At 70.1% G+C, this 14,450-nt stretch carries 12 protein-coding genes; 1 reads left to right on the top strand and 11 read right to left on the bottom strand.

Features of this window, described 5'->3' with window-relative positions; translation table 11 throughout:
* Positions 1-63 precede the first annotated feature (63 nt).
* The 9 genes from ACFQZ6_RS31530 to ACFQZ6_RS31490 form a co-directional block, all read right to left on the bottom strand.
* A complete protein-coding gene (locus ACFQZ6_RS31530) occupies positions 64-723 on the bottom strand; it encodes a nucleotidyl transferase AbiEii/AbiGii toxin family protein (RefSeq protein WP_381616020.1) in 660 nt (219 codons plus the stop codon).
* On the bottom strand, positions 720-1,082 hold the full coding sequence (locus ACFQZ6_RS31525; RefSeq protein ID WP_381616017.1) for a hypothetical protein: 363 nt from the start codon (positions 1,080-1,082) through the stop codon (positions 720-722). Before ACFQZ6_RS31525 ends, ACFQZ6_RS31530 begins: the two co-directional genes overlap by 4 nt.
* 184 nt (positions 1,083-1,266) lie before the next feature.
* A complete protein-coding gene (locus tag ACFQZ6_RS31520) occupies positions 1,267-4,125 on the bottom strand; it encodes a glycosyl hydrolase family 95 catalytic domain-containing protein (protein WP_381616014.1) in 2,859 nt (952 codons plus the stop codon).
* Positions 4,126-4,154: 29 nt separating this feature from the next.
* Entirely contained in the window at positions 4,155-5,699 is a 1,545-nt protein-coding gene (locus tag ACFQZ6_RS31515; protein WP_381616011.1) for an RICIN domain-containing protein, read from the bottom strand.
* An 89-nt stretch (positions 5,700-5,788) separates the two neighbouring features.
* Positions 5,789-6,649, bottom strand: coding sequence for an RNA polymerase sigma factor (locus ACFQZ6_RS31510; RefSeq protein WP_381616009.1), 861 nt, complete (start codon positions 6,647-6,649; stop codon positions 5,789-5,791).
* Positions 6,646-7,848 carry a mandelate racemase/muconate lactonizing enzyme family protein gene (locus ACFQZ6_RS31505; RefSeq protein ID WP_381616006.1) on the bottom strand — a complete coding sequence of 401 codons (1,203 nt, stop codon included), beginning with the start codon at positions 7,846-7,848 and terminating at the stop codon, positions 6,646-6,648. Before ACFQZ6_RS31505 ends, ACFQZ6_RS31510 begins: the two co-directional genes overlap by 4 nt.
* A 3-nt stretch (positions 7,849-7,851) precedes the next feature.
* Positions 7,852-8,679 (bottom strand): carbohydrate ABC transporter permease, encoded by an 828-nt coding sequence (locus ACFQZ6_RS31500; protein WP_381616003.1) that lies wholly within the window; start codon positions 8,677-8,679, stop codon positions 7,852-7,854.
* Positions 8,679-9,551 carry a carbohydrate ABC transporter permease gene (locus tag ACFQZ6_RS31495; protein ID WP_381616000.1) on the bottom strand — a complete coding sequence of 291 codons (873 nt, stop codon included), beginning with the start codon at positions 9,549-9,551 and terminating at the stop codon, positions 8,679-8,681. The genes ACFQZ6_RS31500 and ACFQZ6_RS31495 overlap by 1 nt, the downstream gene beginning before the upstream one ends.
* Positions 9,552-9,555: 4 nt before the next feature.
* A complete protein-coding gene (locus ACFQZ6_RS31490; protein ID WP_381615997.1) occupies positions 9,556-10,827 on the bottom strand; it encodes an ABC transporter substrate-binding protein in 1,272 nt (423 codons plus the stop codon).
* 159 nt (positions 10,828-10,986) lie between these two features.
* On the opposite strand from ACFQZ6_RS31490, the gene ACFQZ6_RS31485 reads away from it, so the two are divergent.
* A complete protein-coding gene (locus ACFQZ6_RS31485) occupies positions 10,987-11,757 on the top strand; it encodes a FadR/GntR family transcriptional regulator (RefSeq protein WP_381615994.1) in 771 nt (256 codons plus the stop codon).
* 22 nt (positions 11,758-11,779) lie between these two features.
* Here ACFQZ6_RS31485 and ACFQZ6_RS31480 read toward each other — a convergent pair whose 3' ends face one another.
* Together ACFQZ6_RS31480 and ACFQZ6_RS31475 are read right to left on the bottom strand one after the other, a co-directional pair.
* Positions 11,780-14,074 carry a ricin-type beta-trefoil lectin domain protein gene (locus ACFQZ6_RS31480; RefSeq protein ID WP_381618804.1) on the bottom strand — a complete coding sequence of 765 codons (2,295 nt, stop codon included), beginning with the start codon at positions 14,072-14,074 and terminating at the stop codon, positions 11,780-11,782.
* Between the two features lie 38 nt (positions 14,075-14,112).
* On the bottom strand, positions 14,113-14,307 hold the full coding sequence (locus ACFQZ6_RS31475; protein WP_381618801.1) for an ABC transporter permease subunit: 195 nt from the start codon (positions 14,305-14,307) through the stop codon (positions 14,113-14,115).
* Between the last annotated feature and the right edge of the window lie 143 nt (positions 14,308-14,450).

Here is a 14,450-nt window from a genome sequence, read left to right as displayed (position 1 = left end):
TCGTGATCCATGACTTGGACGAACACACCAAAACTCACGGCGTCTAGGACGCGATGACCGCCCTCAGGCGTTCTCGTCGTGGATCCGCGCACCCAGATCCTCCGCCCACTCCAGCGCCCACACCTTGAGTTCTTCGATCTGCCGGGAGGTGAGCCCGTACGCGGTGTAGTCCTCGTCCTCGTACCAGTCCGCGCCGATGAGCCGGTCCCGGAGGTCTTCGAGGCTGAACTCGTCATGGGCGCGACGGCGGCCCAGGGATTCGAGGTCGGCGGTAGAGCGGTGGCGGGAGGCAGCCTGGACGTCAATGAGGTCGCGGACGGTGCCGCGGTCGGCGAGGGCACGGACCTTGGTGCCGATCACGTCGTCGAGGGAGAGCACTGGGCCGTAGGGGGTCTGGGCGGGCGGAGCCCAGAACGCCTCCTTGAGGACGTCGACCTCGCACTCCTCGCCAGTGTCCGGATCGGTGACGAGGAACCGGCCGCTGAGCGGGTCGGTCTGGACGTGCGTGGTCCGCCATCCGCGCGCGCTGAGACCTGCGGTGAGCGAGGCGACGATCTCCTGCATGGGAGCGGGGTTCTCGGTGGCGACGTCGAGGTCACGGCTGAAGCGTTCGACCAGGCCGTGGGCCTGCACGGCGTATCCGCCGGTGAGGACCAGGGGGTAAGGGGAACCGAGGTCGAGAATCTCGGCGAGGAGACGCGCGTGGAGCGGAGTGAGCTTCACGCGGCGGTCGTGTCGGTCGGAGCGGTGCGGAGCAGCTCGGGGAAGGCGTCCTCCCAGACCTCGCGGATGTAGGGACTGATCAAGCGCCGCAGCACGGTCCACTGTTCGGTGAGCAGCCGGTGGTGCAGGAGGGCCACCAGGTCCTCGCGCAGTCCTTCGGCGAGGACGGTGCGGTAGAGCGTCATACGCGATTTCGGACGGTCCAGGCTGTAGCTCGTCCGCCCGGACCAGACGATGTGGAGCGGCAGGTCCACGTTGCCCTCGACAGGACCGGCCAGCTCCTGCAAGCGCTCGGGCAGCCGACGGCGGTAGCGGTCCCGCAGCACCTCGGCGCGGGCGGCGGTGATCGTCGTGTCCATGCATCCAGTATCGCTGTTGAGAAGCGGCGGCATGGCGAATACGGGGCCCCTGGCCAGCCTAGCCTCTGGCCAGCAGAAACACCCAAATGTTAGATCTTGGACTTTGACATCGTGCGCAGCATGTTGGACGAGAGGGAGGCGGTCGCGGGTGTTGTGGCCGCCTCCGCGCCTCTGCTTACGTGCCCTATGGCTGGACGCGGTTGAGTTGGAAGCGCTGGTTGGTGTTGCCGGTGACCGTCCACTGGGAGATGCGGGCTCCGTCGGCGGTGGAGGCCTCCCATACGTCCAGGGCGAGGCCGCTCTGTCGGTTGACCAGGCTGACCACGCCGCCGCCGTGGTCGACCAGCCGCCACTGCTGGCCGGTGGTGTCGGTGTCCGGCTGCTGGGTGATGTCGGCGCCGGTGCCGTTACCGGCGACCTGTAGGAACAGACCACTGTGCGCGAGCCGGATCTTGTAGTGCCCGGCGTCAGAGGGCAGGAACTCGAACCGCTGGTTGAGACCGCCGGTGATCTGCCACTGGATCAGCCGGGCACCGGCGGCCGTGGACGCGCCGTTGATGTCCGCGGCCTTGCCGCTGTGCTGGGCCACCAGCCGGTAGGCCGCGCCAGCCTCCACCGGGCCCGACCTGAGTGCGGACGCGCGGTAGGTGTGGCCAGCCTGGCAAGTGAACTCGATGAGGTCGGTCTCAAGCCGCTTCGGCTGGACCGGCTCGCCGCTCGTCTCGTCCCGCAGTGTGAAGTCGCCAGCGAAGACGCGGTTGCGTACGCGGACGGCGCCCGTTCGGTCGGGGGTGACGACCAACTCGATCCGGCCGCTGCTCCACTCGGCGCCGACGGTGTGTCCGCCGCGCCCGCGCAGTCCGCTCACCCGCCCGGTGGGCCAGGCGGCGGGCAGCGCTGGCAGCACGTGCAGTTCGCCGTTGTGGCTCTGCAACAGCATCTCCGCGATGCCCGAGGTGGCGCCGAAGTTGCCGTCGATCTGGAAGGGCGGGTGGAGATCGAACATGTTGGGCGCGAGCCGGTCCGTCCGCACCAGGTCGCGGATCAGCTTGTGGGCCCGGTCGCCGTCCTCCAGCCGCGCCCAGAAGTTGATCTTCCAGGCGAGCGACCATCCCGTCCCGTCGTCACCGCGCAGCTCCAGCGTCCGCCGCGCCGCCTCGTGCAACTGGGGGGTCCCGCGCTTGGTGATCTGGTTGCTCGGATGCAGACCGTACAGGTGGGAGACGTGCCGGTGGGTCCGCTCGGTCTCCACCCAGTCGGCCAGCCACTCCTGGATGTTGCCCCGGGAGCCGACCCGCGTCGGCGCCAGCCGGTCCCGGGCCGCCAGCGCCTGGGTGCGGAAGGAGGCGTCCACGCCGAGGACTTCGCTGGCGCGGGCGACGCCGTTGAAGAGGTCCCGCAGGATCTGGTTGTCCATGGTGGGCCCCGCGCAGACGCTGACGTTCGCGTGGTGGGCGAGTTCCGGAGAGTTCGACGGGTTGGTGACCAGGTGTCCGAGCGTCGGATGGGCGACCAGGGTGTCGAGGAAGAACTGGGCGGCGCCCTTCAGCGCCGGATAGTTCGAGCGGAGGAAGTCGACGTCACCGGTGAACAGGTAGTGGTCCCAGACCAGGGTGGCCAGCCACGCGCCACCGGTCTGCCACATCCCCCACAGCGCCCCGTCGACGACCGAGGCGCCCCGCCAGGCGTCGGTGTTGTGGTGCGTCACCCAGCCACCGGCGCCGTACTGCGCCTGGGCCACCCGGGCGCCGGTCACGGTCAGGTCGTCGATCATGTCGAAGACCGGCAGGAGGCACTCGGACAGGTTCGTCGTGTCGGCGGGCCAGTAGTTCATCGGCAGGTTGGCGTTGAGGGTGAACTTCGAGTCCCAGGACGGAGCCATCTGGTCGTTCCAGATGCCCTGCAGGTTCGCTGGCTGGGTGCCCGGCCGCGAGGACGAGATGAGCAGGTACCGGCCGAACTGGAACAACAGGGCGGAGAACTGCGGGTCGTTCGCCTGCGCGTGCTGCGCGATCCGTACGTCGGTCGGCTGGTCGGCCGCCGCCGTACGTCCCAGGTCGACCGTCACCCGGTTGAACAGCGCCTGGTAGTCGGCGAGGTGTCGGCCGCGCAGTCCGTCGACGCCGACGCCGCGGGCGGCGCTGAGGCGGCTGCGGGCGATGCCCTGGTAGTCGCCGTCGACCTTCCGGAAGTCGACGTAGCTGGAGCCGATCGACACCAGCACCGTCACGCTGGTGGCGCCGGAGACCCGCAGCGTGCCGCCCGAGCTGCTGACCGTTCCGCCCGTCACGGTGGCGTGGGCCAGGGCGAGGAACCGGACCTGCCCGGCGATGCCCTCCATGGTGCCGGAGATGCCGTCGAGGGCGATCGTGGTCCCGTCCGGGCTGGAGACCGTGGTCCGCTGGGGACTGTCGAAGGTGGCGGTGAAGCTGAGGGAGTTGGCCCGGTCGGCGGTCAGCCGGACCACGATCACCTGGTCGGGGGCGCTGGCGAACACCTCACGCTGGTACCGCACGCCGTTCAGCACGTAGGTCGTGAGGGCCGTGGCGGTGGTGAGGTCGAGCGTCCGGTGGTACTCCGACGCGCCGGTGGCGCTGCCGAAGGCGAGGCGGAGGTTCCCCACCGGTTGGTAGGCGAGCTGTCCGGCGGGGCTGCCCAGCATCGCCTGGTTGATCAGATCCTGCGCCGCTCCCCACTGGTCCGCGAAGACCCGCCGCCGGATCTCCGCGATGTTGGCCGCGCCGCGGGTGTTGGCGGAGTCGTACGGACCGCCAGCCCAGACGGTGTCCTCGTTGAGCTGCAGCCGTTCGGTGTCGACGTTGCCGAACACCATCGCTCCGAGGCGTCCGTTGCCGATCGGCAGTGCCCGCAGCCAGTCCGTGCCAGCCGGTTCGTCGTACCACAGGGCGAGGTCGTTGGCGGCCAGGACCTCCGGCCGCGTGGCCGCGCCCGCCCTGGCGGTGGCCGTCCACCCACCCGGCACGATCCCCGCCCCAGCCGCCGCCCCGGCGGCGAGGAACCGTCTGCGTGTCACCTCGGACATGTCGTCTTCCCTTCACGGACTGGAGCAGGTCACTGACTCGGGTGTGCCGAACCGCCGGTGAGCGGGTCGGCGGCCGTACGCCGTCCCGCCTCCCCGTCGGCTGGGATCGGCGCGTTGATCTCGCCTCGCGCGTACGTGTTCTGGATCTGCCACTTCTGGTTGTCGCCGCCCCAGCACGCCCACAACTGCACCTTGGAGGTGGCGGTGTTCGCGTCGAGGCAGAGGCCGGAGTGGACGCCGCGGACGGTGCCGTCGGCGCCCACCGTCCACCGCTGGTTGTCGCCACCGTTGCACGCCCACGTGCCGACCACGGTGCCGTTCGTCGTCCCGCCGCCGTACGCGTCCAGGCACTTCTGGCCCCCCAGCGCGGTGATCTGCCCGCCAGCCGTCAAGGTCCACCGCTGGGCGGCCGAGTCGGCGCAGGTGTACACCTGGACCTGGACGTTCGCCGTGGTCCCGCCGGGGATGTCCAGACAGCGCCCGGTACCGGCGTTGCGCAGCAGGCTGGTCGGGGCCGGGACCTCGCCGTCCAGGCCCCAGCCGTACCTGAGGCGCTCGCGGCCGCTGGCGCTGGGGGTGCTGAGCGTGAGGTCGGTACCGGTGCCGTGCAGCTTCTGCATGGCGTACCAGTCGTCGCCCTGGCCAGCGCGTATCTTCCCGCCCAGCCCAGGCCAGTAGACGGAGCCGATCCGCAGTTCCCGGAGCACCGTGGTGGTGGCGCGGAAGTAGCGCACGAAGTTGTCGGTGCTGGTGGCGTCGTGGTAGTCGATCCCGGTGTCCATCGGGGCGCCGAACTCGTCGACGACCGTGCGGTCGGCGCAGGAGCCGATCGCGTTCCGCAGGTACGTCACCCACTGGTCGTAGGTCTTCGCACCGCTGAAGAACGTGTAGTGGTGCAGCGACAGGAACGTGCCGTCGAGGCGGCGGTCGGCGCACATCGACGCGATGTCGGTGTTCAGGCCGGCGCCGCTGACGAAGACGCGGTTGCGCGGGATCGACGGGTGGCCGCTGATCCAGTCGCTCACCAGGTTCGCCCACTCGCTGGCGCTGTGTCCCGCCGGTTCGTTCATCGGTTCGAAGTAGACGAGGCTGTTGGTCCCGTACCGGGCGAGCACGGTGTTCCACATGGTGTCGAAGGCGCTCGGGTTGACGATGCGACCGCCCTGGGCGGCCACCCCGTCCTCCCAGTAGGAGAGGATGACCTTGAATCCCTTCGCGGTGGCCGCGTCTATCGCGCCCGTGTACGCGCTCCACCAGCTCGTCCCGACGGTGTAGGTGTTGACCGGCAGCCGGACGGTGTTGGCGCCGAGGTTGTTCTCGAAGCCGGTGTAGACGGCGTTGGCCTTCGCCACGACGGTCTGGTAGCTGTCGGAGCCGCTCAGCCCGTGCAGGACCAGCGGTCCACCGTGGAAGTTGTCACCGAGCCGGGCCCAGTTGACCCCGCGGAACTGGGCGGTGTCAGCGGCGGCGGCTGGCGAGGCGCTCTGGGGCTCGACGACCGCGAGGGTGCTCAGCGCGGTCAGGACGCAGGCGAGCGCCCGGGCGAGGTGGCGCTGACGAGGCGTGTGGGGCATGGTCGTCCCTTCCCGGTGGGGGGTGTGGTCACGTCCGTGCTGTGCTGGATCTGGTGGCGCCCGCCGCGGGTGAATCGCGGCGGTCTTCGTTAGCGGCGGCTGGCTTGAACCGTCGCGGTCGCCGTGGCGCCGAACAGCGCCAGGGCGACGATCAGCCGCTCCAGGGGCACCAGTTCGTCGGCGGCCCGGCCGCAGTCCGCGCAGGATCGGGTGTGTCGGGTGATGCGCTTGCGCCACAGCGTGCTCGGTACGCCGTCCCAGCCGCCCAGCGCGGCGGTCAGCCGTGGGCAGCGGGGGCTGGCTTCCAGCGCGGCGAGGAGGGCCCGGCTCAGCTCCAGTTGGTTGCGCATCCGCTGGACGCGCACACCCGCGTGGGCCACGCTCGTTCCCAGCGCCGCCGCGAGCTCCGCCCGCGTCAGTCGGCCCGCGGCCTCCAGCCACCACAGCGACAGCAGCGCCCGGGCGTCCGGGTCGAGCCAGCGACTGGCGCGTACGGTCTTCCGGCGATGACCGGACAGCTCGACGTGGATCAGGGCCAGGTTCTCGGCGTCGGCGTCCGGCGGGTCGGTCACCTCGTCGAGGGGGGCCGTCCGTTCGGCGTCCACCTGCCGCCGGTGCAGATGGGTGCTGATCTGCCGGGTCGCGATCGTGGCCAGCCAGGGCCGGAAGCACTCCGGGGCGCGCAGCGTACGCAGCTCGGGAAGGGCCCGCAGCATCGTCTCCTGCACCACGTCGTCTACGTCCGTCAGCTCGCCCAGTGCCCTGCGCACGATCGCGTACACCAGCGGCAGGTACGTCGCGGCCAGGTCGTCGAGCGCTCGTGGATCGCCAGCCTGTGCGGCGACGACCAGGCGGTCGAGGTGGGCGTGGCCGGGTGGTGATGCTCGGCGGCCCGGTGCGACGGCGTTGACGTCGACGGTGTGGGTCACGCGGTGGACAACCGCTGTCATCGATCCTCCGTCCCCATGGTGTCGAGAGCCCCTTCCGCGGTGGACCGGCGGGGTCCGGAGGTGACCGCGAGCAGCCGCCGACCGGCCCGCTCCGGCCGTATGTGCGGTCCCTCGGGTGCGTGTGCCGGTCGTTGACGGGCCGCGGTCACCGCCGTTTCGTCGATCCGGACGCCCAGGCCCGGTGTGTCGCCGAGCACGAAGGCGCCGTCCTCGACGTGCAGGTCCGTCGCGACGCCGGTCGGTGGCCGCAGGTCCTGCAGTTCGCTGACGAGGTGGTTGGGCACCGACGTCGCGGCGTGCAGCAGCGCGACCGGTGTGTTGCCGATCGGGCTGACCGGCAGGTCGTGGGCGTGCGCCAGCGCGGCGACCCGCAGGAAGTGGGTGACTCCCCAGACCGCGGCCGTCTGGACGACGTCGACGCCTCCCGCCGCGATCAGTGGGCGGAACTGTTCGAGGCCGGTGAGGTTCTCCCCGCTGGCGACCGCCGTGCGTACGCCACGGCTGACGGCGGCCAGGCCGTCGGCGTCCCAGCGCCGGACCGGCTCCTCGACCCAGGTCAGGTCGAGGGTGCGTTCCAGCTCCGCGACGTGGCGTACCGCCTGCTTGCGGTTCCAGGACTCGTTCGCGTCCAGCATGAGCCCTGGCCGCCTCCCGTGCGCGGCCTCGGTCAGTACCTCGCGCACGAGGGACAGCCGGTGCCGGTCGCGTTCGACGTCGAGGCCGCCCTTGAGCTTCGCCGCCCTCAGCCCGTGTTCGGCGTAGACCTGGTAGGTGGCGACGAGTTCGTCGTCGGTGAGGCCGATGTCCAGGCCGGAGGCGTAGGCGTGGACCACGCGGTCGTTGCCGCCGAGCAGCCGCCACAGGGGCTCGCCCACGGCCTGGGCCTTGATGTCCCACAGTGCCGTGTCGAACGCGCCGATCGTGCCGAACACCACACCGGCGTGCCCGGCCTTGAAGGTGTGCCGCAGCATCCGGTCGTAGAGGGCGGTCACCGCGCGCGGGTCCTGGCCGTCGAGGGCAGCGAAGACCGCCTCGGCTTCCACGTGCGGTCCCAGGCCGACGCCGGTGATCCCCTCGTCGGTCTCGACGATGACGACCGGCACGGGCATGACGCCGTCGGCGTGGACGCCGTTGGCGTCACCGACGGGTCGGCCCCATCGCTGCGCCGTCGTCAGGGTCCGGTACCCGGTGATGCGCATGTGTCATCCCTTCGTCGCGCCGGCCGTCACGCCGTCGGCGATCTGGCGCTGCAGGAACAGGTAGGTCACCAGCACGGGTAGCCCGGCGATCAGGACGCCGGCTGCGAAGGTGGGGATGTCGGCGGAGTACTGGCCGCGCAGTGAGGTGATGCCCACCATCAGGGTGCGGTGGTCGGCCGACGGCATCATCAGCAGCGCGATGAGCACGTCGTTCCAGCAGAACAGCGCGTCGAGGATGCCCACCGACAGCAGTGCCGGTGCCCCCATCGGCAGCATGATCCGCCGGTAGACGCCGTACAGGGTGTTCCCGTCGATCCGTGCGGCGTCGACGAGTTCGGTGGGCACCGCCCGGTAGTAGCTCGTCAGCAGGAAGACGGTGAACGGCAGGAACTGCGCGACGTAGGCGAGCACCAGCCCCGGATAGGTGTCGATGAGCCCGCCGTCGGCCATGATCCTGGCCAGCGGCACCATGATCACCTGGAACGGGACGAACAGCGCCGCGAGGCAGACCAGGGTCAGCGCGGACGAGCCGCGGAACCGCACCTGGGCCAGCGCGAACCCGGCCATGGACCCGATGAGCAGCAACAGCGCCACGGCGCAGGTCACCACGATCACGGAGTTGAGGAAGTACCGCCCCATGCCGGCGCTGTTCCACGCGGTGCTGAGGTTGTCCCACCGCAGGGCGCTCGCCACGGAGAACCGGTCGAGGACGTACTCGCGGCGGGTCTTCATCGCGACGTTGGCGGTGAACAGCAGCGGGTAGACCGTCGCCAGGGCGAGGAGCGCCATCGGTGCGGCGACGAGCCATCTGCTCGGGCCCAGGCGGGACATCACTCCTCCCTCCCCGCCCGGCGCAGCAGGCTGACCTGTAACAGGCCCACGACCAGCATGACGAGGAAGAGGACGGTGGACGCGGCGGACGCGAGCGCCGGGCGGCTCATCTGCCCCTGCTGGACCCAGATGTAGTACTCGGGCAGGTAGGTCGACCCTTCCGGGCCACCGCTGGTCATGACGTAGAGCAGCCCGAACATCGAGGTCAGCATCCCGATCATCGTGGTGACGACGACGAACGCGATGGTGCGGGACAGCCCCGGGACGATGACGTGCCGGATCATCCGCGCGAGCGAGGCGCCGTCGACGCGGGCGGCGTCCAGAAGCGCGGAGTCCAAGGTCGCGAACCCGGCCAGGAACACCACCAGCGCCATCCCTGACGTCGCCCAGACGTGCACGCCGACGACGGCGAAGACGGCCACGTCGGGGTCGCCGAGCCAGTCGACCGGGCCCAAGCCCAGGCCACCGAGCACGGTGTTCAGCGGACCGTCGTGGGCGAGGAGCAGGTTGAAGATCGCGCCGACGATCACCGGGGAGAGCACGGCCGGGAAGAAGTAGACGCTCCTGAAGACGCGGTGCCCTGGAACCCGCAGGTAGATGAAGGTGGCGAGCAGTCCCGGGATGGCGACCGCGACCGGCAGCAGCAGCACCAGCAGTCCGGTGTTGCGCAGCGCGGTGCGGAACAGCGGGTCGTCGGTCAGCTCGGCGTAGTTGCCGAGCCCCACCGGGGCGCCGTTGTGTTCGCCGTCACCGGTGAAGGAGAAGTTGACGCCCAGTCCCAGGGGCCAGAGCCGGAGCAGCACGATGACGAGGACGGCGGGAGCGACCAGGACGTAGGGGGCGAGGCGTTCGGCGCGTCGGCCGGGTGACATGGTCTCAGCCCGCCTGGTCGGACGCCGCCAACTGCTCGACCGCCGCGTCGACCGTGACCGATCCGCTGAGCAGTTGCTGGGACAGCCGCCCCATCAGGTCCACGGTCCTGGACGGCAGGGCCACGTGCAGGGCGGGCTTGCCACCGTCGATCTCGGACACGAGGGTGGCGACGGCGGGGCCACCGCCGGAGACGTCCACGGTGCGGTCGGCCGCGATGGCGCCCGCGTCGGCGTAGAACGACCTCAGTGCGTCGGTCGAGGTCAGGGAGCGCACCAGGTCGGCGGCGGCCTCGGGGTCCTTGGTCCGCTTCGCGACGGCGTAGCCGATGCCGCCGTCGTAGGGAAGGCTCGGCGTGGCGCCGGGCGTGACGACCGGCGCCCTCATGACGCCGATGTCGTCGGCGTCGAGGAACTCGGCGAAGTCCTTCCAGTGGCCGACGTCCGACATCAACCCGATGACGTGGGCGGCCTTGTGGGACTGGAACACCGCGAACGCGTCGTTGAACATCGCGGTCGAGTTCGCCCCGTCGTTGTTCAGGCCCTTGTCGTCGGCCTCTTTCCACAGCGAGAAGATCCGCTTGACCGCTGGCGAGGACCAGTCCCGTCTACCCGCGATCCAGTCGTCGTACTCCGTGGGCGACAGGACGCCCGAGCCGAGCCCGGACAGGAAGAACTGGATTCCGATGCCCTCCTTGTTGCCCTGCGCGAGGCACCTGGCACCGGTCGCCTTGGTGAGGGTCCGGCAGTTGGCGACGAACGCGGGCCAGTTGGTGGCGGGCCGCTCCGGGTCCAGTCCCGCCTTCCGGTAGAGCGACTTGTTGTAGTAGATGGGGTGGCCTTGCAAGGTGACCGGAGCGGCGTAGGTCCTGCCGTCCTTGGTGAAGGCCTCCCATCCGGCCAGCCGCTTCCTGTCGGCACGGACGTACTCGTCCAGCGGCAGCAGGAAGTCCGCGCGGTCACGGATCTGCCCGCCCCCGTTGAAGAGCATGACGTCCGGGCCCCTGCCAGCCTGGATGGCCGCCCCGAGCAGGGTGTAGTACTGGTCGAACGGCTGCGCGACGAACTCGACCGTCACGCCGGGATGTCGCCTGGCGAAGTCGGCCTTGGCCTTCTCGACGTAGGAGGACGCTGTGGCGTCGCCGGACTTCCAGTCCCAGACGACGAGCCTGCCCTTCGCACCACCGGACGCCGAGTCCGGGTCGGAGGCGCTTCCGCAGCCGACCGAGACGACGAGCCCGGCGACCAGGATCGCCGACCACCGTGTGCGCTGGTTCATTGCTGCCCCACTCTCCTGAGGTGGCCGGGTGCCCGGCAGTTGAGGCTGAGGAGGAACGCAACTCGTATGACGTATGTAACTCGTATGACGTATGACGTCAACCAGATGCCGTATAGTTGGCGAGCATCCGTGGTATGGCACGGGTCCCCGGGGGGTGTCATGACGGCAGTACCGCAGTCATCCGCGGAGGCCGCTGAGGCCCCCGCCTGGAGTCGGCGCCCGGTGAACCTCGCCGCGGCGGTCACCGCCGAGCTGGTGGAGCGGATCGTCCGTGGAGTCCATCCGTCCGGTTCGCCGCTGCCCCCCGAGCCCGTGCTCTGCGAGACCTTCTCGGTCAGCCGCACCGTGGTCCGCGAGGCGGTGAAGATCCTCCAGGAGAAGGGGCTGGTGCAGGTCCGTCAGGGCGCTGGCACGATGGTCACCCCGCCGACGATGTGGAACATGCTCGACGAGCTGGTCCTCGGCGCGACCATCGCCGAGGACGAGAGCCTGGCCATCCTCGACCACCTCGTCGCGACCCGCCGCGCGCTGGAGTCCGACATGGCCAACGTCGCCGCCCGCCTGGCGGACGCCGAGGCGATCGAGGAGCTACGGGCTCTGGTGGAGCGGATGGACGAACTCGTCGACGACCCCGCCGCTTACCACGAGGAGGACCGGGCGTTCCACGACACCGTCATGCAGGCGTCGGGGAACCGCATCGGCCGTGCCGTGGTTCGTTCGCTGGAGCGCCAGGTCATCGACTCCGCCCGGTACATGGGCCGGACCGGCCGCGCCTTCTGCGTCGCCTCCAACCACGGCCATCGGCGCGTCTACGAGCGGATCGCCGCGCACGACCCCAAGGGCGCGGCCGAAGCGATGTTCACGCACATCACCGAGGCGTGGGTGGTACGCCGCAGCGGGCCGGGCGAGCCGACCCTGCTGGGGCGTTAGCGGCGGGACCGACGCGTTTCCGTCACCGCGGTGCCCACTGCTGGTTGGCGCCGCCGTTGCAGGACCAGAGGATGATCCTGGTGCCGTTGGCGGTGCCGCCGGCGTTGGCGTCCAGGCACAGTGCGGACTGGACGCCGGTGATGGTGCCGTTGGCGTTGACGTTCCACCGCTGGTTGTCCTGGCCGTTGCAGTCCCAGACGATGACCGCGGTGCCGTTGGTGGTGCCGCGTCCGCTCGCGTCGAGGCACTTGCCGCCGTTGACGGTCAGTTGTCCGCCGACGGTGTGGGTCCAGGTCTGGCCGACCGCTCCGGTGCAGTCCTGGAGCTGGGTCTGGGTGCCGTTGGTGGTGGCGGGGGCGGTCAGGCAGCGGCCGGACTGCGCGCCCACGATCTGCTGGCCGGTGGGCGGCGGGGTGGTGCCCTGCGGCCCGGCGGACGCCATCACGTCCTGGGCGCCGGAGGGCCAGTTGCCGTTGGTGACCGTGACGTTGCCGGAGACCACGTTGCCCCGGTCCCCGTTGGTGACGTTCGTGCTGCCGTTGGTCGACCAGTTGTTGGTGACGGTCCAGTTCCCCATGTTCTCGCCGCCCCAGTAGTTGGCCGTCGCCCATGTACCGGTGTTCGCGAAGACGTTGTTGGTCGCCGTGTAGTACTTCGAGCCCTCGTCGAAGTACACCCCGAAGTACCCGTTGGTCCGCAGGCAGTAGTTCCGGCTGATCTGCGCGTTCGGGTTCCATCCGAGGGTGTAGATGCAGCCGCCGTCGTTCATCTGCTGCATGACGTCGTGGATGTGGTTGCCGATGAGCCGGTTGTTGGACGCGGTGGTCGGCGTCGTGTAGCGCGGCTGGTAGTCGTACAGGCCGCGGTTGGCGTAGTGGGTGCTGCCGCCCGCGTCGTTGGCGCCCCAGCCGTACCCGATCGACATGCCGGAGTACGGCATGTCGTAGACCTCGTTCTGGGCGACGGTGCTGTTGGTGACGTACGTGGTCAGGACGGATACGACGCCCCGGTAGTCGGCGCCGAGGTCGTGGATGCGGTTGTCGCTGATCGTGATGTCCCGGTTGACCATGCGCTGGTCGCTCGGGTGGTGGGCGTCGGCGCGGACGCCGCCCACGAGGATGCCGCCCGCTGAGCTGCGGGCGATCTCCGACCGGGTCACCGTGATGTCGGCGGCGCCCAGGCCGACGCCGCTGGTGTGCGCGCCCGCGTCGTTGCCGATGCCGATGGCCGTCTGGCCCAGGTTGACGAACCGGGAGTCGCTGAAGGTGATGGTGTGGGCGGCGGAGACCTGCACGGCGGCTGGCATCTGCTGCCAGTGCGGCCGGGCGGCCTCGAACTGCGTGCAGCCGTTGTGGCAGGAGTCGAAGCTGGGCCAGCTCCAGTCGCCGGAGATGTAGGCGCCCGTCTGCTGGTCCGCGTAACCCTGGTTGCCGCTGGGGCCGAGCCAGCTCGTACCGGTGAAGGTGATTCCCTGGAAGGCGACGTGGTGCGCCGGTTCGCTATACGTGCCCCCGACGCTCACCAGTGACTGCAGCCTCGGCAGTTCCACGTCGGCGGTGCTCATGTTCTGCCCGGCCAGGGGGATGTAGTACAGGGCTCCGGCCGTGGGGTTGAGGTACCACTCGCCGGGCGAGTCCAGGAACTCGTACGCGTTGGACAGGTAGAACGGACCGGCGCGGTGGGGCCGCATGAGGGTGTCGTAGCCGAAGTTGTTGTTGTTCCACGCTGGCTGCCGCATCGTGATGAAGTTCGAACTGATGCTCTGCACCGGCGAGTACCGGTCGGTGAAGGAGTTGACGCCCTCCACCTCGATCCGGCTCTGGTTCGCCAGGTTGTTCAGATAGCCCAGCGCACCGCTGGAGAACCTCATTCCGGTGCTGGAGGGCGTGAAGTCCGCCCTGTTGACCTGTGTGCGGGCCCGGGTTGCGACGGCGCCGTCGACGTAGAGCTGCCGGGCGTCGGGACCGGCGGGCACGTCGGCCTTCCAGATGTTCCTGGCCGCGTCGGCCACCGTCCAGCCGGTGACCGCCCGGGCACCGGTGATCACCGGGCGCGCGGACGGGGCGGCCTGCCACACGACCGTGTGACCGCCCGAGCCGGAGTCCTCCGCGGTCAGCCGCAGGGTCTGGGTCAGCCGGTACACGCCGTCGGCCAACTGCACCACGATGTCGTCCGCCATGGCGTCGTTGAGCGAGCGCACCATCGCCTGTGCGACGGGCAGTGAGCACGGCCGCGCGCTGGAACAGTCGGTGCCGGTGCCGGACGGCGAGACGTACACCGTGACGGGAGCGGCGGACGCGGGCGCGGGGGACGCCATCACGGCGGTCGCGGCCAGACCGGCTGTGGCGGCTCCGGTCAGCAGCCGCCTCGGTAGCGCGAGAGGGGTGAACACGTCTCCTCCTTATGGCGGTTCCCGGGCGGGCCGAAGGGGATGACGGCACGCACGCCGGAGAGCCGGGCGGCCTCCGGATCACCGCCCACGGCGATCAGGTGGGGGCCGAAGCGGGTGCGCGCCGGTACGAGCCAGGCCGCGGCGGCGACGGCGAGCAGCAGCAGCAGGAACGACAGCGGCAGCGGTGACTCCGCTCACGCGGGCTGCGAAGCGTCGTGGGCTTGCCAGCGCCGTTCTCGGTCGAATAACCGCGAACTTTCACCGGACGCGATGGCGACATCGCAGCCACGAGAGTAAATGC

It is taken from the genome of Streptomyces flavalbus, from assembly GCF_042674625.1.
Lineage (GTDB): Bacteria > Actinomycetota > Actinomycetes > Streptomycetales > Streptomycetaceae > Streptomyces > Streptomyces flavalbus.
This window is presented reverse-complemented; position numbering and strand designations above follow the sequence as displayed.